Source organism: uncultured Xylophilus sp., from assembly GCA_913776965.1.
Lineage (GTDB): Bacteria > Pseudomonadota > Gammaproteobacteria > Burkholderiales > Burkholderiaceae_C > Xylophilus.
On the sequence record CAJYQL010000070.1, the window covers coordinates 1 to 21,325 of the forward strand.

A 21,325-nucleotide genomic window follows, 5' to 3' on the forward strand; every position below is an offset into this window, starting at 1 on the left:
CGCCTTCGCCGCAGCCTTCCTTGGTGCCGGTGGCGCCGAGGTCCTCCCGCAGGAGGTCGAGCAGCGTGCGGTCGGGTGCTACATTGCCCAGCGTCACGGGCTGGCCGCGTCGCAGGAAGCGCAGGGGTCTGGTATCCATCGGGGTGCGTGTTTCTCGAAAGGGGCGCCTCGGGGCCGGAGCGGTCGCTCCGGGCGGCAGGCCATCCGAAGAGGGTAGGCGCCGCAGGTGCCGCCAGCATAAGCCCGCGCGTATGACCGGCATGCCCCCCACGCTATGAGAGACCAAGCGCTTTTCGACAAGATCGACCTCCATCTCATAAGGGTCTTGCACACCGTGTTGATGGAACGCAGCGTCTCGAAGGCCGCCGTCCGCCTGGGCATGCACCAGCCGGCCGTGTCGGCGGCATTGAAGCGGCTGCGCGACCTGGCCGACGATCCGCTGCTGGTGCGCTCCGGCACCGGCATGGTCCCGACCGACGCGGGCCTGCGCATGCTCGAGCCCGCCGCCCGCATCCTGCGCGCGGCCGAAGTCCTGTTCTCCGACGCCCGCGGCTTCGATCCGCAGACGGCCACCGCCACCTTCCGCATCGCCGCGAGCGACTACCTCGATCCGCTGTTCCTGCCGCAGCTGGTGGCGCGCATCAAGGCGCAGGCGCCGCTCTGCCAGATCGAGATCCATCCGCTGTCGGCCGACACCCACTACCACGCGCACCTGGCGCAGGGCGAGGTGGACGTGGTGATCGGCAACTGGCCGCGGCCGCCCGAGGACCTGCACATGGGCCGGCTGTTCGGCGACGAGGTGGTCTGCCTGGTGTCGCAGGACCATCCCGCCGTGCGACGCGGCTGGGACGAGACCGCCTGGCTCGCGGCCGAGCACATCGCGCCGACGCCCACGCACCCCGGCGCCCGCGGCGTGATCGACGAGCACCTGGCGGCGCTCGGGCTGCAGCGCAACATCACCGCCCGCTGCGCGCACTTCGGACTGATCCCGGCGATGGTGGCCCAGAGCCTGCTGGTGCTGACCACCGGCCGCCAGTACTGCGAGCGCTACGTGGGCAGCCTGCCGCTCGCGATCCTGTCGCCGCCGGTCGATTTCCCGCGGCTCCTGTACTACCAGCTCTGGCATGCCCGCACGCATGCGTCGGCCTCCGGCGCCTGGCTGCGGGAGCGGGTGCGCGCGGTCGCCGGCGCGCTACGAAAAGAATAGCTGCCCGCGCCCGTCCCGCCTGCGCAAACTGCCATTTTTCCATCTCATAAATGATCCGGAACGTCGTCCCCCTACCCGAGATAATCCGCGCATGAATTCCTCCGGCATTTCCGGCGCCGCCGCGCCGCCCCGCCTGACCCTCTCGGGCATCACCAAGCGCTACCCGGCGGTCGTCGCCAACAGCGACGTGTCGCTGGTCGTGCAGCCGGGCGAAACCCATGCGGTGCTCGGCGAGAACGGCGCCGGCAAGTCGACGCTGATGAAGATCATCTACGGCGCGGTCAAGCCCGACGAGGGCACCGTGCTGTTCGACGGCCGGCCGGTGCAGGTGCGCAATCCGCAGGAGGCGCGCGCGCTCGGCATCGCGATGGTGTTCCAGCACTTCAGCCTGTTCGACACGCTCACCGTGGCGGAGAACGTCTGGCTCGGCCTCGACCGTTCGCAGAGCCTGGCCGACGTGACCCGCGGCATCGTGGCGAAGGCCGCCGAATACGGACTCGATGTCGATCCGGCGCGGCCGGTGCACACGCTCTCGGTCGGCGAGATGCAGCGCGTCGAGATCATCCGCGCGCTGCTGGCCGAGCCGAAGGTCTTGATCCTCGACGAGCCGACCTCGGTGCTCACGCCGCAGGCGGTCGAGCGGCTGTTCGTCGTGCTGCGCCAGCTCGCGGCCGAGGGCTGCAGCATCCTCTACATCAGCCACAAGCTGCACGAGATCCGCGCGCTCTGCACCGCCTGCACCGTGCTGCGCGGCGGCAAGGTGACGGGCGTGTGCAATCCGGCGGAAGAGACCAACGCCTCGCTCTCGCGGCTGATGATCGGTGCCGAGCCGCCGGCGCTGCAGCACCGCGTCAACCAGCCGGGCGCGCCGGTGCTGCGGGTACGCGGCCTGACGCTGGAGCGCGAATCGCCCTTCGGCACCGACCTGGAAGGCGTGGACCTGGAGGTGCGCGCCGGCGAGGTCGTCGGCATCGCCGGCGTGTCGGGCAACGGTCAGCGCGAACTGCTCTACGCGCTGTCGGGCGAAGACACCCGCGCCGCGCCGGAGGCGATCGAGGTCGCCGGCCGCGCCGCCGGCCGGATGGGCCCGGGCGCCCGCCGCGCGCTCGGCCTGCATTTCGTGCCCGAGGAACGCCTCGGCCGCGGCGCAGTGCCGACGCTCGGCCTCGCGCACAACCTGCTGCTGACCCGCCGCGACGCGGTGGGCACCGGCGGCTGGCTGAAGCTCGGCGCGCTGGAAAAGCACGCGCAGGCCATCATCGCCCGCTTCAACGTGCGCACCGGCGGCCCGCATGCGGCGGCCCGGTCGCTGTCGGGCGGCAACCTGCAGAAATTCATCGTCGGCCGCGAAATCGACGCGCAGCCTGCGCTGCTGATCGTCTCCCAGCCTACCTGGGGCGTGGACGTGGGTGCCGCAGCGCAGATCCGCGGCGCGATCCTGGCGTTGCGCGACGCCGGCTGCGCGGTGCTGGTGGTGAGCGAGGAACTCGACGAGCTGTTCGAGCTGAGCGACCGCATGCATGTGATGGCCAAGGGGCGCCTCTCGCCGCCGGTGGCGCGGGCTGAGGCCACGGTCGAGCGCATCGGCGCCTGGATGAGCGGGCTGTGGGACGCACCCGCCGCCGTCGCCGCCGAGGAGGCCGCAGCATGCTGAAACTCGAACCCCGTCCGCAGCCGTCGAAGCACTGGAGCTACGCCTCGCCGCTGCTGGCGCTGGCGATCACCGTCGTCGTCGGCGTGCTGTTGTTCGCGGCGCTCGGCAAGGACCCGGTCCGCGGCCTGCAGGTCTTCTTCTGGGAACCGGTCAAGTCGGCCTATGCCGTCGGCGAACTGATGGTGAAGGCCACGCCGCTATTGTTGATCGCGCTCGGCCTGGCGGTGTGCTTCCGGTCCAACGTGTGGAACATCGGCGCCGAGGGCCAGTTCGTCATCGGCGCGGTGGCGGCCGGCGGCGTCGCGCTGCTGGCCGACAGGACGACCGGCCCGTGGATCCTGCCGGCGGTCCTGCTGGCGGGCGTGGCGGGCGGCATGGCCTGGGCCGGGCTGGTGGCGCTGCTGCGCGACCGCTTCAACGCGAGCGAGATCCTGGTCAGCCTGATGCTGGTCTACGTCGCCACGCTGGTGCTCGGCTACCTGGTCTACGGGCCGTGGAAGGACCCGCTCGGCTACAACTTTCCGCAGACCAAGACCTTCGACGCGGTGACCCGCATCCCGAAGCTGATGACCGGCTCGCGGGTGACGATCGGTCTGCCGATCGCGCTGGCCGGCGCGGCGCTGCTCTGGGTGTTCCTGTTCCGCACCCGCGCGGGCTTCGCGCTGCAGGTCGGCGGCCTGGCGCCGGCGGCGGCGCGCTATGCCGGCTTCTCGTCGCGCAAGGCGCTCTGGACGGCGCTGCTCGTCTCCGGCGGCGCGGCGGGCCTGGCCGGCGCCCTGGAAGTCGCCGGCCCGATCGGCCAGCTCACGCCCTATGTGCCGGCCGGCTACGGCTTCGCCGCGATCATCGTGGCCTTCGTCGGCCGGCTGCATCCGGTCGGCATGGCGCTGTCGGCGGTGCTGATGAGCATGTTCTACATCGGCGGGGAGCTGGCGCAGTCGCGGCTCGGCCTGCCGAAGTCGCTGACCGGCGTGTTCCAGGGGCTGCTGCTGTTCGCATTGCTGGCCTGCGACACGCTCATCGCCTATCGCGTGCGCTGGGTGCGCCGCACACCCGCCGCGGCAGGAGCCCGCTGACATGGAATCGTACGCACTGCTGTTCGCCGCCACGCTGTCGGCCGGCACCGTCCTCGCCATCGCGGCGCTCGGGCTGCTGATCAACGAGAAGGCGGGCATCGTCAACCTGGGCGCCGAGGGCATGATGCTCTGCGCCGCCATCGCCGGGTTCGCCACCGTGGTGCACACCGGCAGCCACCTGCTGGGCTTCCTGGCCGGCATGGCGGCGGGCGCCGCGCTCGCGGCGGTGTTCGGCCTGCTGGTGATCTGGCTCAACACCAACCAGTACGCGACCGGCCTGGCCCTGTCGCTGTTCGGCACCGGCTTCTCGGCGTTCGTGGGCATCGGTTATGTCCAGGCCAAGCTGCCGGAAGGCACCCGCTTCGCCGTGCCGGTACTGGCCGACCTGCCGGTCGTCGGGCCGGCGCTGTTCCGCCACCACCCGATCGTCTACCTGACGATGCTGTTCGCCGCCGGCCTGATCTGGTTCCTCTACCGCACCCGGGCCGGGCTGGTGCTGCGCTCGGTCGGCGAGTCGCCGGAATCGGCGCACGCCCTGGGCTACCCGGTGCGGCGCATCCGGCTGGCCGCGGTGGTGGCCGGCGGTGCGCTGTGCGGGCTGGCGGGCGCGTACATCTCGACCGTCTACACGCCGCTGTGGGTCGAGGGCATGGTCGCCGGCCGCGGCTGGATCGCGCTGGCGCTGACCACCTTCGCCACCTGGCGGCCGGCACGGGTATTGCTGGGTGCGTATCTGTTCGGGGGCGTGACGATGCTGCAGTTCCACCTCCAGGGCCTCGGCGTGGACGTGCCGAGCCAGCTGCTCAGCATGCTGCCGTACCTGGCGACGATCGTGGTGCTGGCGCTGATCTCGCGCAACCCGGCCTGGATCCGGGTGAACATGCCGGCCTCCCTGGGGAAGCCGTTCTACGTGGGCTCATAATTTCGCCGCCCGGTTCGCTGGTGTTGATTTCCGTTGTCCCTTCCTTCCGAGAGATGTCCATGACCGACCTGACCAAACGCTCCTTCCTGCACACCGCGGCCCTGTCCGCCGTGGCCGCCGCCGCCCTGGTGGGCTGCGGCAAGAAGGAGGAGCCGGCACCCGCGGCGACCACGCCGGCCCCCGCCGCCGCACCCGCGCCGGCCGCCACGGCGCCGCTGAAGATCGCCTTCGCCTATGTCGGCCCGGTGGGCGACGGCGGCTGGTCCTTCGCGCACGACAACGGCCGCAAGGCGATCGAGAAGGAATTCGGCGACAAGGTCGTCACCAGCTACGTCGAAAGCGTGCCCGAGTCGGCCGACGCCGAGCGCGTGCTGCGCGACATGGCCAGCCAGGGCAACAAGCTGATCTTCGGCACCACCTTCGGCTACATGGAGTCGATCCAGAAGATCGCTCCCGACTTCCCGGACGTGAAGTTCGAGCATGCCACCGGCTACAAGTCGGCCGCCAACGTGCGGAGCTACGACAGCCGCACCTATGAAGGCGCCTACATGGCCGGCGTGATCGCCGGCGCGATGACCAAGTCCAACACGCTCGGCGTGGTCGGATCGGTGCCGATCCCCGAGGTGATCCGCAACATCAACAGCTTCACCATGGGCGCACAGAGCGTGAACCCGAAGATCACCACCAAGGTGGTCTGGGTCAACGAATGGTTCAGCCCGCCGAAGGAAACCGAGGCCGCCACCGCCCTGATCAACGGCGGCGCCGACATCCTGTTCCAGAACACCGATTCGCCGGCCGTGCTGAAGACCGCCCAGGAAAAGGGCAAGCGCGCCTTCGGCTGGGACTCCGACATGACCGCCTACGGTCCCAAGGCCCACCTGGGCTCGGCCGTCATCAACTGGGCGCCGTACTACGTGCAGACCACCAAGGAAGTGCTCGACGGCACCTGGAAGACCTCGCCGACCAAGCTCTGGTGGGGCGTGAAGGAAGGTGCGATCGACATGGTGTCGCTGGCCGAGGACATCCCGGCCGAGACGAAGGCCAAGGTCGACCAGATCAAGGCCGGCCTGAAAGACGGCAGCTTCAGCATCTGGAAGGGCCCGATCACCGACAACACCGGCAAGGAAGTGCTGGCCGCCGACAAGGTCGCCGACGACGAATTCCTGGGCGGCGTGAAGTTCTACGTCAAGGGCGTGGAAGGCAAGGTCCCGAACTGATCGTCCTGCGCACCGCGCCGAAAGGCCGCCTCCGGGCGGCCTTTCGTTTTTGCGCGACCATCGGCACCCATGACGCGCCCGTTCATCGCACTTTCTGCCACGTCCCCGGCCCCACCGGCGGCTGCATCCTTCGCCACGCCGCTGGCGGGCCTGCAGCACCTGCGGGGCATCGCCGCGCTGATGGTGGTGGCCTACCACCTGCAGCTGCCGCTGGAGCGGATGGGTTACGGTGGCCCGTGGCCGACCTGGGGCGCGGCGGGCGTCGACATCTTTTTCGTGCTGAGCGGCTTCCTGATGTGGCACACCACCGCCGACCGCACACCGGGGCCATGGGCCTTCTGGCGCCGCCGGATCGTGCGCATCGTGCCGCTCTACTGGTTGCTGACCAGCGTGGTCGTGGCGGTCATGCTGGTCGCACCGGGGCTGCTGCAGTCGGTGCGGTTCGACCCGCTCAACGTGCTCGGTTCCTACCTGTTCTTCTTCGCGCCCGCGGCCAGCGGACGGATGGAGCCGGCGCTGGTGGTCGGCTGGACGCTCAACTACGAGATGCTGTTTTACCTGTTGTTCGGCGCCGTGCTCTGGCTGCCGGCGGCGGTGCGCTTCGCGGCGACGGCGCTGGCGATCGCCGCCCTGGTGGCGCTGGGCCGCACCGAGGCGATGGCCGGGCCGCTCGGCCAGATGTACAGCGCGTCGATCCTGCTGGAATTCGTGTTCGGCATGGCGGTGGCGGTCTGGTGGCGGCGCACTGTTGCCACGCCGGTAGCACCCCGCGGCGCGCTGGCAGTGCTGATCGCGGGCGCGGTGCTGCTGGCGACGCTCGACGGGCTGCTGCCGGGCCTGCCGCGTGCCGTCGCGCTCGGCCTGCCGGCCACGCTGGTCGTTGTCGGCATGCTGCAGTGGGAGCGCGCCGGCGGCCTGCCGGCTTGGCGGCGGCTGCATGCGATCGGCGACCAGTCGTACAGCCTGTACCTGTCGCATCCGATCGTGCTGTCGGCCTTCGCCCAGCTCTGGCGCGTGCTGGGCCTGCACGGGCTGCCGGGCGGGATTGTGCTGTTCGCGCTGCTGGCGGTGCCGGTGTGCGTGCTGGCGGCGGCGGTGCTATACCGGTGGGTCGAGCGGCCGCTGCTGCGCCTGGGCGGCGCGCACCGCGCCGCGACGCTCAGCGCTGCGGACCGAGCCGGTCGATCAGCAGGCCGCTCGCACGGTTGAGGCCGATAACCTCCACCGCGCAGCCGTGGCTGCGCAGCCGCTGCACCACCTTGTCCAGCGCGGCCACCGCGGTGACGTCCCAGAAGTGCGCCTCGGTCACGTCGATGCGCATCGCCCGGCCTTCGGCGCCGAGGATGTCGAACGCATCGACGAAGGCATCGGCCGAGGCGAAGAACACCTGACCAGTGACCCGCCACACCCGGCCGCCGGAAGCGGGGTCGTCCTGCGCTTGCACGTCGAGCATCCGCGCCACCTTGAAGGCGAAGAACACGCCGCTCAGCACCACGCCCACCCCGACGCCCGCGGCCAGGTTGTGGGTGGCGAGCGTCACTGCGACGGTCGCCAGCATCACCGCGCTGGAGGTGCGCGGATGCCGCACCAGCGTACGCAATGAGGCCCAGTCGAAGGTCTCGGCCGACACCATCACCATGATCGCCACCAGCGCGATCACCGGCACCCGCGACACCCAGTCCTTGAGCGCCACCATCAGGATCAGCAGGAACACGCCCGCGAACAGCGTCGAGAGCCGCCCGCGGCCGCCGTATTTCACATTGCCGACGGCCTGGCCGATCATTCCGCAGCCCGCGATGCCGCCGAACAGGCTGGCCGCGATGTTCGCCAACCCCAGGCCCGCGCATTCGCGGTTCTTGTCGCTGGGCGTATCGGTCATCTCGTCCACCACCGCGGCGGTGAGCACCGATTCGAGCAGCCCGACGAAGGCGATCGCCAAGGCGGGCAGCGCGACGATGCGCAGCGTCTCCAGCGTGAACGGCACGCCCGGCAGGGCGAAGGCGGGCAGCGCGTCGGGCAGGGTGCCCAGGTCGGCGACCGTGGGCAGCGCGAGGCCGAGGCCGGACGCCAGCACCGTCAGCACCAGTACGCAGACCAGCGGCGACGGGATCGCCGTCAGCGCCCGCCAGCCGAGCCAGCCGCCCAGCTTCGGCAGCCCGTAGATGAGGGCCAGACCCAGCGCCAGCAGGCCCCAGGTGGCCGGGCGGGCGTCGCGCAGGTGCGGCAGCTGGGCCGAGAAGATCAGCACCGCCAGCGCGTTCACGAAGCCGGTGCGCACCGAACTGGAGACGAAACGCACCAGCACGCCCATGCGCAGCAGGCCGAAGGCGAGCTGCACCGCGCCCGCCAGCAGGCCGGCCGCGAACAGATAGCCGATGCCGTGCGACTGCACCAGCGGCGCGGCCACCAGCGCGACCGAACCGGCCGCTGCCGACACCATCGCGGGACGTCCGCCCGCGAAGGCGATCACCAGGCTGATGACGAAGGACGCGAACAGCCCGACCGCCGGATCGACGCCGGCGACGAAGGAAAAGGCGATCACCTCCGGAATCAGCGCGAAGGTGGCGACCGCGCCGGCCAGCAGTTCGCGCGGAATGCCGCCTGGCCACCAGGCGCTGCGCAGGCGCTGGAGGGCCGGGACGGTGGGGTGGGTCTGCGGGCTCATGCGGCCCCGACGCCGGTCTGCATGCGGGCTGCGGCCCGGCGGCCCCTCGCGGCGGCGGCTGCCTCCGCTGCGTCGGCCTCGCGGGTGTCCTGCGCAAAGCGGATGCGGTTGCCGAAGGGATCGGTCACCGTCATCAGGTCGTCGCCCCAGGGCGCGGATTCGATCGACGGGCGCATGAACGGGTAGCGCTGCGCGGCGATCGTGCGGTGGTAGGCCCGCAGTCCGCGGCAGCGCACGAACACCGTGGCGGCGGGCGAGCAATCGCCGTGGTGCTCGGTCAGGTGCAGCACGCAGCCGCCGCGCGAGACCTGCAGGTACCGCGGCGCCGTGTCGTCGAAACGGTGTTCCCAGTCGAGCCGGAAGCCGAGGAAGCCGCAGTAGAAGGCCAGCGCCCGTTCCGGGTCGAAGATGCGCAGCAGCGGGGTGGTCTGCACCACCTGCAGCGGATCGCCGTCATCGTGCGAGTGCGAGTCCGGGGCCTCCGGCTGTGCAGCCGGCGCTCCCTCCGCGAGCGGGTGCGTCGGGTCAGCCGCTTGCAGGGCCTGGTACACCCGCAGCGCCGCGTACGCGTCGTTGGCCGCATACCGCTGCTGCGCCTCGGTCAGTTCCGGCTGAGACCAGTTCGAGGTGCCGACCTTCTTCGACTTGACGAAGCGCTGACCGAACAGCAGCGCCACCGCCGTCTTCACCCCGACCGCCTTGCGGTGACCCTGGCGCCGCAGCACCGCGTCCAGGTCCAGCAGCCCGTGCAGCGGCCCGCCCAGGCTGCGCATGAGCTGGGTGCGGTCGTTCTCCAGGCCGAAGCCGGCCTTGATCAGATCTTTCGCCGCCAGCAGTGCCGACACCGCCTGCCGGCAGCCGGGCGTGCGCAGCCGGAACAGCCAGGCTTGGTCCAGCGTGGCGAACTGCACTACATGGGGGCCGTCGGACACCTCGTCGCGCACGAAGGTCGGCCGGGATTCGGTATCGAAGCCGAGCACCGGTTCGCCGAGCAGCCGGGCCAGCGCCTGCGCGGCGGCGTCATCGTCGTCGACCGTCCGGATGCGGTCGAATTCCAGGCCCTCGAAGAGCGGCAGCAGGGCGATCTGCTCCTTGGTGGGCAGGGGAGGGGGCAGTGGGGTCATCGGGCGGCCGTCCGGCGCGCGGACGAAGAAGAGGCAAGGGAGTGCAGCAAGCGCAGGCCGGCCGAGGATACCCGCCGCCCGTGGCAGCAGGCGCGGTGCATGCTAGCCTGCCGCTACCCCTGCATCCCTTCGCACCACGACCGCCATGCCGATCACCGACGACCGCCTCGCCACCCTCGCGCCCGAGCGCCTGCCCGACCTGCTGCGGGCCATGCCCAAGGCCGAGCTGCACATCCACATCGAAGGCTCGCTCGAGCCCGAGCTGATCTTCGCGCTGGCCGCGCGCAACGGCGTCGCGCTGCCGTACCCGGACGTCGAATCCCTGCGGCGGGCCTACGCCTTCACCGACCTGCAGAGCTTTCTCGACATCTACTACGCCGGCGCCAGCGTGCTGCTGCAGGAGCAGGACTTCCACGACATGGCGATGGCGTACTTCGCCCGTGCCGCAGCCGACCGGGTGGTGCGCGCCGAACTGTTCTTCGATCCGCAGACGCACACCGCGCGCGGCGTGCCGATCGGCACCGTCATCGACGGCCTGCACCGCGCCTGCCAGGACGCGAAGGCGGCGCACGGCATCGACGCGGTGCTGATCCTGTGCTTCCTGCGGCACCTGAGCGAGGAAGAGGCGCTGCAGACGCTGGACGCGGCGATGCCGTTCCTCGACCGGATCGTCGGCGTCGGCCTGGATTCCAGCGAGGTGGGCCATCCGCCCGAGAAGTTCGCGCGGGTGTTCGCCCGCTGCCGCGAACTCGGCCTGCACCTGGTCGCCCATGCGGGCGAGGAGGGGCCGCCCGCTTACGTGTGGAGCGCGCTCGACGTGCTGGGGGTCGAGCGCATCGACCACGGCGTGCAATCGATCCACGACCCGGCGCTGATGGAGCGCCTCGCGCGCGACCGCATCCCGTTGACGGTCTGCCCGCTGTCGAACCAGAAGCTCTGCGTGTTCCCCGACCTGGCCGACCACAACCTCGGCCGGCTGCTCGACGCCGGCATCGTCGCCACGGTCAACTCGGACGACCCGGCCTACTTCGGCGGCTACATGAACGACAACTTCCTGCAGACCTTCGCCGCCACCGGCCTCACCGCGCGCCACGCCTACCGGTTGGGCCGCAACGCCTTCGAGGGCAGCTTCGCGACGGATGCGCAGAAGGCCGGGTACCTGGCGCAGCTCGACGCGGTGTTCGAGCGGTTCTGCTGACCGCGGACCGGACGAGCTGCGCCCGCGGTGCCCGGGCGTGGCGGGTCAGATCTTGCGCGACAGGTCCCACATCGCATCGACCAGCAGGTCGATGTCGCGTGCGTCGTGCCACAGGTGGGTCGACACGCGGATCGCGTAGTGGTTCGTGGCCGAGCCGATCACCGGGAAGTCGGAACTCCGCACGATGAAACCCTGCGGGTAGTCGGACTGCAGCCGGGCGACGAAAGCCGACGCCTTTTGCGGGTTCAGCACGTCGGCCTTGTTCGGATAGGGATTGAAGGAGGTGAGCGCCGAGACCAGCTTGGGATCGTCCTTCGGCGAATAGAGCGCGTCCACGCCCCAGCGCTCGACGATCTTCTCCTTGAGGTAGGCCGACAGCGCGAGATCGTAGGTTTCGATCTTCTTGCGGCCGATCGTGTCCCACATTTCGCAGGACCGCACCAGCGCCTGGAACATCGGCGTATGGATACTGCCGCAGGCCGTCACGCTGGCGGCGATGTCGTAGCTCTCGGGCGGCACCACCGCACGGTCCACCGCGCGATAGGACGAGGTGTGGATCGGGTACCACTTGGGCAGCGGCAGCGGGTTCGACGCCCGCACCCGGTTGCGCATGATCAGGAAGCCGGTGGAACCCGGGCCGCATTGCCACTTGTGGCCGGCGCCGGACATGAAGTCCATGCCCAACGCGCCGTAGTCGTACGCCATCATGCCGGGCAGGTGCGCGCCGTCGACGATGCTGATGAGTCCGTGCGTCTTCACCACGCCCATCAGTTCGGCGATCGGCAGCATCGTGCCGGTCTTGTAGGTGGGCGACGACCACATCATCGCGCGCACCCGCTTGCCCTGGGCCTTGAGCGCGCGGATGCGCTCGTCGAACAGGTTGCTATAGGTCGCCGCAGTCTGGTTGTTGCCGACGGGCATGCTGATGCGCGACACCTCGATGCCATAGCGGTCCACGGCGATCGCCAGAGGGGTATCGCCGCCGCCGTGCTCGTGGTTGGTGGTCACCACCACGTCGCCACGTTGCCAGTCGAGCCCTAGGATCGCATGGCACATGCCGGAGGAGGTGTTGGCCGAGAAGGCGAGCTCGCTCGCATCCACGCCGAAGGACGGTGCCACCTTCTGGCGCAGGTCGAGCAGGCTGGTGTAGCCGTTGCCGGACTCGACCGCCTTTTTGCGGTTCTCCTCGGCGAACACGTCCAGCGTCATCGCCGGCATCGAGCCCGCCGTGCCGATGTTCATGAAGGTCTTCTGGGGGTTGAGCACGAACATGTTCTGCACGTTGGTCCAGAACGGCTCGTCCTGCGCCAGCTGGGCCCGCAGGGCTTCTGCGGAAGTCTGCGCATTGCCGTCGCCGCAGGCGCCCAGCAGCGGGCCCAGCGTGGCGGCACCGGCGCCGTAGCCGAGCATGCGCAGGAATTCGCGGCGCTTGGACGGCGCGCCCTGGCGCAGTTCGGCCAGGGCCTGGGGCAGGCCGTCGACCAGGCGGGCGTCGGCGGAAGAGATGCGGGAAGCGAGGGAGGAAAGCATGGCGATGACTCCGGCGAAGGGGGCGGGGATGCGGGCGCGCGTTCAGCGGCGTCCGACGACGGCGGCGATCTCGATCTTCACGTCGCGCGGCAGGCGGGCGACCTCCACCGTGGCGCGGGCCGGGGCCTGGCTGCGGAAGTACTCTCCGTAGACCTTGTTCATGGCAGCGAACTCGTTCAAGTCCTTCATGTAGACGGTGGTGGCCAGCACGTCCTCGTAGCCCAGGCCCTGCGACCGCAGCTTGGCGCCGATGAAGTCGAGCACTGCGCGGGTCTGTTCCTCGATCGTGCCGCCGACCACCGCGGTGCCCTGCGCATTGAGGGGCAGCACGCCCGAGAAGTAGATCGTGCTGCCGTGCGACACCATCTGCGAGTAGGGACCGATGGCGGGATAGATCTGGTTGGTGGACAGCACCTCGCGCTTGGCCGGGGCGCTGCAGGCCGACAGGAGTCCGGCGCAGGCCGCCAGGGCGAGACAGGCGATGCGGGGAGCATGGGATCGAATATCCATGGGAATACCTTCCATCAGGGGATCGGGAAAATTCGGGATTTTGTCTGGCGCCTTCAACCGGTGCGGCGATTCTAGGCAGCGGATATTCGCGGCCGGCTGCATTTTTTCCCCTACGCAGTGCTACGTAGATAATGCTGACGGAAAGCTGAAATGCTTGCGCGTGGGGCCTGGCATTCCTCGTGCATGAGTAGGCGCTCCAGCCGCCAGGGCGCACGGATGCGGTGCGCGCCGTCAGGGGCGACGGGAAGAATATATGACGGGCGACCACGCAGCCGCTGCCGCCTGACGGACGGGCCAGGTAACTTACCGGTGCCGGAAGATTATCTGTACGAGCGATCGATATGGCTGCATTCGATTATTTCCGCGTGCGATCGCGAGGCGCCGATTTACGTGCTTACCCGCTTGACATATCCGGTGACGCGCCGATAGTCGCCCGGTCTTCGTGCATCGTTCGGGCCCACGCCATGCAATTGCGGTGGAAGTTCATCCTCTTCACGACAGTGCCCCTGCTGGGTGCACTGAGCCTGGTGGCGGCCACGATGCAGCACCAGACCCTGAAGCTCGCGGGGCAGGAGCGCCAGTTGGTGGAATCCGCCTACGTCGCGAGCAAGGAGACCGAGTTGCGCCACTACGTGCAGATGGCGGGATCGGCGATCGCGCAGATCGCCCAGTCCGATCAGCCCGAAACCGCGCAGCAGCGCCAGGCGCTGGCGGTGCTCACCGGCATGAAGTTCGGCGACGACGGCTACTTCTTCGTCTACGACCGCAAGGGCACGGTGCTGCTCGACGCCAGCCAGATGGGGCAGGCGGGCGTGGACCTGTGCGACCCCAACCTGCCGGGCGGCGAGGTCCCGGCCCGGCTGATCCTGGCCAAAGCCGGGGAGGGCGGCGGCTTCGTGCGCTACCCGTGGCAGAAGCCGTCGACGCGGCAGACGGTGCCCAAGCTCGCATTCGTCAGCGTGGTGCCCGCCTGGGGCTGGACGCTCGGCACCGGGCTGTACCTCGACGACGTGGAGGACGCGCTCGCGAAGATCGAGGCGGTGGCGCAGGACAACATCCGTGCCACCCGCAGCCGCATCTACGCGATCGCCGCCTTGTGCATGGTGCTGATCGGGATTGCCGGGCTGGTGCTGAACATCAGCGACCACCGTGTCGCCAGCGCCAAGCTGCGCCGGCTGGCGCGGCGGGTCGTGCATTCGCAGGAGGAGGAGCGGGTGCGCGTCGCACGCGAACTGCACGATGGCGTCGTGCAGGTCCTCGTGTCCTCCAAATACCTGTTCGAGACGGCGCAGATCGGGCTGCCGGCACCGGCGGCGGGACCTGCGCGGCTGCTCGATCAGGGCCTGCGGCGCCTCAACGATGCGCTGGTGGAGATTCGCCGGGTGTCGCACGGACTGCGGCCGGCACTGCTGGACGACCTAGGGCTGGCGCCGGCCCTCGCGCTCATGGCCGAGCAGGCAGACGGCGCCGGCTGCGCCGTGGTCTTCCATGCCGAAGGCACGGCCGCGACGCTGCCGACGGCGCACAGCACGGCGCTGTTCCGGGTGGCGCAGGAAGCGGTGACCAACGCCCGCCAGCACGGCCGGGCGACCCGGATCGACGTGGCGCTGCGCTTCGGCCCGCGCCGGGTGCGGCTGCTGGTGCGGGACGACGGCAGCGGTTTCGCGCTGCGCAAGGTGCAGTCCGATGGGCAGTGCGGCATCGGGCTGCGCAACATGCGCGAGCGCATCGAGAGCCTGCACGGTGTCTTCTTGCTCGCGTCGGGCCGGCGGGGCACGACCGTACGCGCAGACCTTCCGCTTCCGGAAGGCGCCGGGGCGGTGGCGGCGCCCGTCGCCGACGCGCCGCCGGATGTCTCGCCGCGGGCGGGCGCAGGCGGTCTGGCGGCGGCCGGAGCGGTCGCATGAGCGCCGCCGGTACCGTGGCCGCCGCGCCCGTGCGGGTGCTGCTGGTCGACGACCATCCGCTGGTGCGCGACGGCGTCCGCCTGCGTCTGGAAGCGATGGCCGATATCCGCGTGGCTGGCGATGTCGGCAGCCTGTCCGAAGCGCTGGCGCTGGCCGCGCAGGTGCGGCCCGACATCGTCGTCACCGACATCCGCATGCCCGACGGCAGCGGCCTGCAGCTGGCGGCGGAGTTCCGCGAGCGGTTTCCGGCGATCCGCGTGTTGGTGCTCTCGATGCACCGCGATCCCGAATACATCCGTCGCGCGGCGGCGCTCGGCGTGTGGGGTTATGTGCTGAAGGACGAGCCGGCCCAGCACCTGGTGGACGCGCTGGAGAGCGTCCACCGCGGCGAGAGCTACTTCGGCCCGGCCGTGCTGCAGATGCTCCGCGACGCGCCGCCGCCGGAGCGCCCGCCCCGCGAGCTGACGCCGCGGGAGGCCGACGTGCTCACGCTGCTGGCGCAGGGCTTCTCCAACAAGGAGATCGCGCAGCGGCTCGGTGCATCGGTGCGCACCGTCGAGACGCACCGGCTGCACCTGCGGCGCAAGCTGCAGATCGACGGACAGGCCGCGCTGGTGAAGTACGCGGTCGACCATGCAGACGTCGATCTGCCGATGCATCGCAGCGACGCCCGGCTCAGCGAGCCGTAGGAAAGACCCGGCCGATAGCCCTGCGCCGCCGTGGCCGACGCCGCCGTGCGAAAATCCGCCCGTCCCGCGCCGTGTCCCCGGCGCGGGATTTTTTCGTTCACGGGACCATGTAGAGGACCACCATGTACAAAAACCTCGCAGCCGCGCTCGCGGCCGCCTGCTGTTTTGTTTTTTCCCCTTCCTTCTCGCAGCCCGCGGCGCCCGCGGCCCCCGCTGCGCCGCCGGTGAAAGCCGCGTTCGTCTACGTCGCGCCGATCGGCGACGCCGGCTGGGTCCACCAGCACGAGGCGGCCCGCCAGCAGGTGCAGCGCCAGTTCGGCAACCGCGTGCAGACCAGCTTCGTCGAGAACGTGGCCGAGGGCGCCGATGCCGAACGCGTGATCCGCGACCTGGCGCGCCAGGGCAACCGCATCATCTTCACGCCGAGCTTCGGCTACATGGAGCCGACGCTGCGGGTCGCGCAGGACTTTCCGGACGTGAAGTTCGAATCCGTCACCGGCTACAAGACGGCGGCCAACGTGTCGGCTGCCAACGCCCGCTACTACGAAGGCCGCTACCTCGCCGGCATCGCCGCCGGCCGGATGACGAAGACGCACGTCGCCGGGTACGTCGCCGGTTTCCCGATCCCCGAGGTGTTGCAGGGCATCAACGCCTTCACCCTCGGCATGCGTTCGGTCGATCCGAAGGCGACCGTCAAGGTGGTCTGGCTCGATGCCTGGTTCGATCCGCCGAAGGAGCGCGACGCGGCCATGGCGCTCTTCAACCAGGGCGTGGACGTGATCGCCTTCCACACCGGCTCCACCGCGGTGATGGCCGCGGCGCAGGAGCGCGGCAAGTTCGCCGTGGCCTACCACTCCGACATGCGCAAGGTCGCGCCGGACGCGCAGATCGTCGCGGTCACCCACCAGTGGGGCGACTATTACACCCGCCGGGTGCAGGCGGTCGCCGACGGCAGCTGGAAGCCCGAGCGCATCTGGGGCGGGGTGAAGGAAGGGATGATCCGCGTCGGCGATTTCGGCCCGGCAGTGCCGCGTGCGGTGCAGGACGAAGTGCTCGGCCGCCAGCGCGATATCGCGGCCGGCCGCCTGCATCCGTTCGCCGCCGGCGCCCAGCCGGTGCGCGACAACACCGGCCGCACCGTCATCGCCGCCGGCGCCACGCTCGCCGATCCGCAGATCCTGTCGATGGACTGGCTCGCCGAAGGCGTGATCGGCCGTACCGGCCGCTGAATCCGGCAGGCGCCTGCCTGCATATGGCCCTTATGCCGGCGTCCGTATGGCGCCGGCGGCAGCGCCGATTACCCTTCCGACGATGAGCACGACGACCCCGATGAAAGCCTACCGCGCGGCCCTGCTGCGTTTCGCCACCGACGGCAGCCGCCGCGCGCTCTACGACGCCGACGGCCTGCTCGTCACCGGCCCCGACGCCGCCGGCCGCCAGCGCATCGTGGCCGCGGGCGACTGGCAGAGCCTAGCGTCCGACTATGCCGACCTGCCGGTCGAGCACCTGCCCGGACGCATCCTGGCGCCGGGCTTCGTGGACATGCACATCCACTGCCCGCAGACCGACGTGATCGGCTCGCCTGCCGAAGGCCTGCTGCCGTGGCTGGAGAACTACACCTTCCCGCACGAGTCCCGCTTCGTCGATCCGGACTACGGCGCCGACATCGCGAGCGTCTTCGTGGACGAACTGCTGCGCAACGGCGTGACCACCGCGCTGGCCTTTTCCACCTCGCACCCCGGTTCGGCCGACGCGCTGTTCGCCGAAGCCCAGCGCCGCGGCATGCGGCTCATCACCGGCAAGGTGCTGCAGGACCGCCATTCGCCCGACGGCGTGCGCGACGAGACCGAGCAGAGCCTGATCGACAGCGAGGCGCTGATCCGCCGCTGGCACGGCGTCGACCGCCTCGGCTACGCGATCACCCCGCGCTTCGCGCCGACCAGCACCGATGCCCAGCTGCGCGGCGCCGGCGAACTGGCGGCCCGGCATCCGGACGTCTGGATCCAGTCGCACGTCGCCGAGAACAAGGGCGAGGTGGCCTGGGTGCGCGAACTCTTCCCCGAAGCCCGCAGCTACTTGTCGGTGTACGAAGGCTACGGGCTGATGCGCGAACGCGCGGTGTACGCCCACTGCATCCATTTCGACGACACCGACCGGGTGCTGATGCGCGACACCGGCACCGTCGCAGCCGTCAGCCCGACCAGCAACCTGTTCCTCGGCAGCGGCTTCTTCGACTACGAGGGTGCCGACCGGATCGGCTTCCGCTACGGCCTGGCGAGCGACGTGGGCGGCGGCACCAGCTTCAGCCCGTTCCACACGATGCTCGCTGCCTACTACGTGGGGCGCGAAGGGCAGACCAAGCCCGGCCTGACGCTGTCGCCGCAGAACCTGTGGTGGCAGCACACCGCCGGCGGGGCCGCGGCGCTCGGGCTGGACGGCGTGGTCGGCAACCTGCAGCCGGGCTGCGAGGCGGACTTCGTCGTGGTCGACCCGGCCGCCACGCCGCTGCTCGCCCGCAAGACCCGGGCGGCCGAGAACCTCGACGAACTGCTGTTCGCACTGATCGTGCTCGGCGACGACCGGGCAATCGTGCGCAGCGTGATTTCGCAAGGAAATTGACGGTTTGCGCAGGTGGGTCCTGCCCGGGCAGCTATTGTTTCGATAGCTGCCCGCGCGGGATGCGACAATCCGGGCCCTTCCGACAGCCCGCCAGAAAGCAACCACCTCCATGACCATCAAGAGCGACAAGTGGATCCGCCGCATGGCGGAGCAGCACGGCATGATCGAGCCGTTCGAGCCCGGCCAGATCCGCGCGCAGGACGGCCGCAAGATCATCAGCTACGGCACCTCCAGCTACGGCTACGACATCCGCTGCGCACCGGAATTCAAGGTCTTTACCAACATCCACAGCACCGTGGTGGACCCGAAGAACTTCGACGAGAAGAGCTTCGTGGACATGGAAGGCGACCACTGCATCATCCCGCCCAACAGCTTCGCGCTGGCCCGCACCGTCGAGTACTTCCGCATCCCGCGCAACGTGCTGACGATCTGCCTGGGCAAGAGCACGTATGCCCGGTGCGGGATCATCGTCAACGTCACCCCCTTCGAGCCCGAGTGGGAGGGCTACGTGACGCTGGAGTTCTCTAACACCACGCCGCTGCCGGCCAAGATCTATGCAGGCGAGGGCTGCGCCCAGGTGCTGTTCTTCGAGAGCGATGAGGTCTGCGAGACCAGCTACAAGGACCGCGGCGGCAAGTACCAGGGCCAGCACGGCGTCACGCTGCCCCGCACCTGATCGGCTGAACGGTCGCTTTCGGCAGACAGGCGTTGCGAACTATTCGCGATGCGGCGAAGTCCTACAACTCGATACGCGCATTACCCGACGATCGAGACTTGTTACAACCGTAGCATCGCCGCACACCTTCTCGAGAAAGCAGTTCCCATGTCGTTCAAGCACTACCTCCGTGTGATCGATGCACCCTTCGCCATCGTCGTGGGCAGCGTCGGTGCGGTGCTGGTGGCGATCCAGCTCGGCGCCGTCGGCCTGGTCGCCCAGGAACAGATGGACCGGGCCGCCGAGCGCGATGCGACGCTGCGGACCCAGCGGGTGGCGGTGGCGCACTGCCTCGGTGCGGAAGGCCGCGGCGGGCATGCGGCGTGCGTCCGTGAGCGGCTGCATACTCCGGCGGTGTTCGACCCGCGGGTGACCACCATCGCGGTGCGCGCCGACGGCAGGGAATATGCAGCAGTCGATGCGTCGACGATGCGCTGATTGTGCCGTGGGCCGTGCCTGATGGCCGGCCCATTCGTCCCGCCGCCCGCATGCGCCACCTGAAGCAACAAGCCCGGTTCGCCGGGCTTTCGCGTTTCTGGAGGGGCGGCTAGCCGGGACCCGGAGCCCAGATGCGCACGCAGTCGCGTCCCTCGTGCTTGGCGCGGTAGAGTGCCTCGTCGGCATGGCGCAGCAGGTCGCTGGCGCCGGCGTCGCCAGGCTGCAGCGTCGCGACGCCGATGCTGATTGTGATCCGGCCGAATACCGGATCCTCGTAGCCCGACACCGCGGCGCGCAGGGCTTCTCCCATCGCAACTGCGCCCGCGGCGTCGGTATCCGGCAGAAGGACGCCGAATTCCTCCCCGCCGAGCCGGGCGGCGCTATCCGAGGCGCGTGTCCGCGACTGCATCGTCACCGCGAGGAACTGCAGCACCGTATCGCCGACCTCGTGGCCGAAGCGGTCGTTCACCCGCTTGAAGTGGTCGGCGTCGATCATTACCGCCGACAGCGGCAGCCCCGTGCGGCGCGCCATCGGCAGCGCCTGCGCGAGCCGCTCGTCGAAGCCGCGGCGGTTCAGCAGGCCGGTGAGGGGATCGCTGCGGGCCTGCCGGTCGAGCTCGGCGTTCGCCGCCACCAGTTCCCGCGTCCGGTCGCGGACTTCCTGCTCCATGCGGGCATTCGCGCCCAGCAGCTCCCGGGTCATGCTGCGCAGCGCGGTCGACAGCGCAGAAACCTCGGCGCTGCCGCCGACCAGCGGCAGGACGGCACCGGACCGACCGCCTTCCACCGAGCGGGCAGCAAGGGCGATCTCGCCCAGATTGCGGGTCAGCCGCCGCGCGGCGCGGTAGGCAAGCCAGGCCGCTACCGTGGCCGCGGTCAGGCCGACGCCTGCGGCCGCCCAGCCCACTTCGCCGGCTTGGCGGTAGGCAGTGGCGACCGGCTCCCGCACCACGACACGCCAGCCCAGGTCGGTGATCGGCGACGCAGCGCGCACCGGCGCCACCGCGGTCAGATAGTCCTGCCCGTCGCTCCAGCGCACGACGCCGGTTGTCGTGCCGCCTCGGCTTTGTGCAGGTGGGGCAGGTGCCTGAAAGGTACTCCCGCTGGCCCCCGAGGCGGCCCCATCGCCAAAGGGTGCATAGACCAGGCGGCCGGTCGCATCGAAGACGAAGATGCGCAGATCCTTCTGCACCAGATCGGCCGGCACTGCGAGGCGGATCACCTCATTGACCCATTCCCAGTTGGCATGGATGCCCAGCACGCCGCGCAACACGCCGTCCAGCTCGATCGGAGCAGCGAAATCCATGAATCGCTGCGGCTCGCCGGAGGCGGTGGGCGGCAGCAGTTTTGCCAGCAGCGCGGCGGGATGCACATCGCCGACGTACGGCCGCTCCCGCCCGGCCTGGAACCAGGGCCGCTGGGCGACCGATACACCGACCAGCAGGTCGCCGGTCGCCGCACGGACGATGCCATCGGTGTCGGCCACGCCGATCCAGAGGTTTTCGGGCGTAAGCGTCTGCACCCGGGCGACGAGCTGGCGGGCAGCAGCGGAATCCAGGCCGCGCTCCCAGAGCGACTCCGCCCGCGCCAGCGTCACTGCCTGCTCGGCGCGGGTCTGCAGCTGCGCTTCGAGCTGCCGCGACACTCCACTGGCCAAGCCATGCAGGACCACACCGGCATCCGCCCGGACGCGCGCGCGCAGCACGTCGCCGAAGACGGCGGTAAGCAGCAGCACTACCACGACGATGAGCGCGCCGAAGACGAGGGCGATCTGGCTGGCGAAACGGAGTTGCGAAAAGCGCTGGGGCATGCGGCGAGGATGCCACGTTGTTACCGGCACCCGGCATGCCGGAC

The 21,325-nt window shown here is 69.9% G+C and carries 18 protein-coding genes; 13 read left to right on the forward strand and 5 right to left on the reverse strand.

All coding sequences use genetic code 11. The features are described 5' to 3' along the window. The first annotated feature begins 274 nt into the window (after nt 1-274). From QZ500_RS10800 to QZ500_RS10825, 6 genes are all read left to right on the forward strand, one after another. Nucleotides 275-1,207 (forward strand): LysR family transcriptional regulator, encoded by a 933-nt coding sequence (locus tag QZ500_RS10800; RefSeq protein WP_295854988.1) that lies wholly within the window; start codon nt 275-277, stop codon nt 1,205-1,207. Between the two features lie 91 nt (nt 1,208-1,298). After that, a complete protein-coding gene (locus QZ500_RS10805) occupies nt 1,299-2,861 on the forward strand; it encodes an ABC transporter ATP-binding protein (protein WP_295854991.1) in 1,563 nt (520 codons plus the stop codon). Continuing rightward, a complete protein-coding gene (locus tag QZ500_RS10810) occupies nt 2,855-3,937 on the forward strand; it encodes an ABC transporter permease (RefSeq protein ID WP_295854994.1) in 1,083 nt (360 codons plus the stop codon). The genes QZ500_RS10805 and QZ500_RS10810 overlap by 7 nt, the downstream gene beginning before the upstream one ends. 1 nt (nt 3,938) lies before the next feature. After that, on the forward strand, nt 3,939-4,859 hold the full coding sequence (locus QZ500_RS10815) for an ABC transporter permease (RefSeq protein WP_295854998.1): 921 nt from the start codon (nt 3,939-3,941) through the stop codon (nt 4,857-4,859). A 59-nt stretch (nt 4,860-4,918) separates the two neighbouring features. Further along, complete coding sequence (locus QZ500_RS10820; RefSeq protein ID WP_295855000.1) at nt 4,919-6,076, forward strand: BMP family ABC transporter substrate-binding protein; 1,158 nt, start codon at nt 4,919-4,921, stop codon at nt 6,074-6,076. Nucleotides 6,077-6,145: 69 nt separating this feature from the next. Further along, nucleotides 6,146-7,285, forward strand: coding sequence for an acyltransferase (locus QZ500_RS10825; RefSeq protein ID WP_295855004.1), 1,140 nt, complete (start codon nt 6,146-6,148; stop codon nt 7,283-7,285). Here the strand turns inward: QZ500_RS10825 and QZ500_RS10830 are convergent. Both QZ500_RS10830 and QZ500_RS19565 read right to left on the reverse strand, forming a co-directional pair. Continuing rightward, nucleotides 7,236-8,741, reverse strand: a complete 1,506-nt coding sequence (locus QZ500_RS10830) for a SulP family inorganic anion transporter (RefSeq protein ID WP_295855007.1) — start codon at nt 8,739-8,741, stop codon at nt 7,236-7,238. The two genes, QZ500_RS10825 and QZ500_RS10830, sit on opposite strands and share 50 nt — an antisense overlap. Then, on the reverse strand, nt 8,738-9,865 hold the full coding sequence (locus QZ500_RS19565) for a glyoxalase superfamily protein (RefSeq protein WP_366762995.1): 1,128 nt from the start codon (nt 9,863-9,865) through the stop codon (nt 8,738-8,740). Before QZ500_RS19565 ends, QZ500_RS10830 begins: the two co-directional genes overlap by 4 nt. A 145-nt stretch (nt 9,866-10,010) precedes the next feature. Here QZ500_RS19565 and QZ500_RS10845 point away from each other — a divergent pair, with 145 nt between their 5' ends. After that, nucleotides 10,011-11,063, forward strand: a complete 1,053-nt coding sequence (locus tag QZ500_RS10845) for an adenosine deaminase (RefSeq protein ID WP_295855010.1) — start codon at nt 10,011-10,013, stop codon at nt 11,061-11,063. Nucleotides 11,064-11,108: 45 nt separating this feature from the next. Here QZ500_RS10845 and QZ500_RS10850 read toward each other — a convergent pair whose 3' ends face one another. Together QZ500_RS10850 and QZ500_RS10855 are read right to left on the reverse strand one after the other, a co-directional pair. Continuing rightward, nucleotides 11,109-12,593 carry an aminotransferase class V-fold PLP-dependent enzyme gene (locus QZ500_RS10850; RefSeq protein ID WP_295855013.1) on the reverse strand — a complete coding sequence of 495 codons (1,485 nt, stop codon included), beginning with the start codon at nt 12,591-12,593 and terminating at the stop codon, nt 11,109-11,111. Between the two features lie 42 nt (nt 12,594-12,635). Then, on the reverse strand, nt 12,636-13,103 hold the full coding sequence (locus QZ500_RS10855) for a Rid family detoxifying hydrolase (RefSeq protein WP_295855016.1): 468 nt from the start codon (nt 13,101-13,103) through the stop codon (nt 12,636-12,638). A 464-nt stretch (nt 13,104-13,567) separates the two neighbouring features. On the opposite strand from QZ500_RS10855, the gene QZ500_RS10860 reads away from it, so the two are divergent. The 6 genes from QZ500_RS10860 to QZ500_RS10885 all read left to right on the forward strand — a co-directional run bounded on the left by QZ500_RS10860 (nt 13,568) and on the right by QZ500_RS10885 (nt 19,471). Further along, complete coding sequence (locus QZ500_RS10860) at nt 13,568-15,010, forward strand: cache domain-containing protein (protein ID WP_295855020.1); 1,443 nt, start codon at nt 13,568-13,570, stop codon at nt 15,008-15,010. Then, complete coding sequence (locus QZ500_RS10865) at nt 15,007-15,699, forward strand: response regulator transcription factor (protein ID WP_295855022.1); 693 nt, start codon at nt 15,007-15,009, stop codon at nt 15,697-15,699. The genes QZ500_RS10860 and QZ500_RS10865 overlap by 4 nt, the downstream gene beginning before the upstream one ends. Nucleotides 15,700-15,821: 122 nt before the next feature. Beyond that, entirely contained in the window at nt 15,822-16,928 is a 1,107-nt protein-coding gene (locus QZ500_RS10870; RefSeq protein ID WP_295855026.1) for a BMP family ABC transporter substrate-binding protein, read from the forward strand. A gap of 100 nt (nt 16,929-17,028) precedes the next feature. Beyond that, the gene (gene guaD / locus QZ500_RS10875; RefSeq protein ID WP_295855058.1) at nt 17,029-18,318 is read left to right on the forward strand and encodes a guanine deaminase; all 1,290 of its coding nucleotides are present in this window, start codon (nt 17,029-17,031) and stop codon (nt 18,316-18,318) included. Between the two features lie 109 nt (nt 18,319-18,427). Beyond that, complete coding sequence (gene dcd, locus QZ500_RS10880) at nt 18,428-18,994, forward strand: dCTP deaminase (protein ID WP_295855029.1); 567 nt, start codon at nt 18,428-18,430, stop codon at nt 18,992-18,994. Nucleotides 18,995-19,141: 147 nt separating this feature from the next. Further along, nucleotides 19,142-19,471, forward strand: coding sequence for a hypothetical protein (locus QZ500_RS10885; RefSeq protein WP_295855032.1), 330 nt, complete (start codon nt 19,142-19,144; stop codon nt 19,469-19,471). 109 nt (nt 19,472-19,580) lie between these two features. On the opposite strand, the gene QZ500_RS10890 is transcribed toward QZ500_RS10885, so the two are convergent. Beyond that, nucleotides 19,581-21,281, reverse strand: a complete 1,701-nt coding sequence (locus QZ500_RS10890; RefSeq protein ID WP_295855035.1) for a diguanylate cyclase — start codon at nt 21,279-21,281, stop codon at nt 19,581-19,583. Nucleotides 21,282-21,325 lie beyond the last annotated feature (44 nt).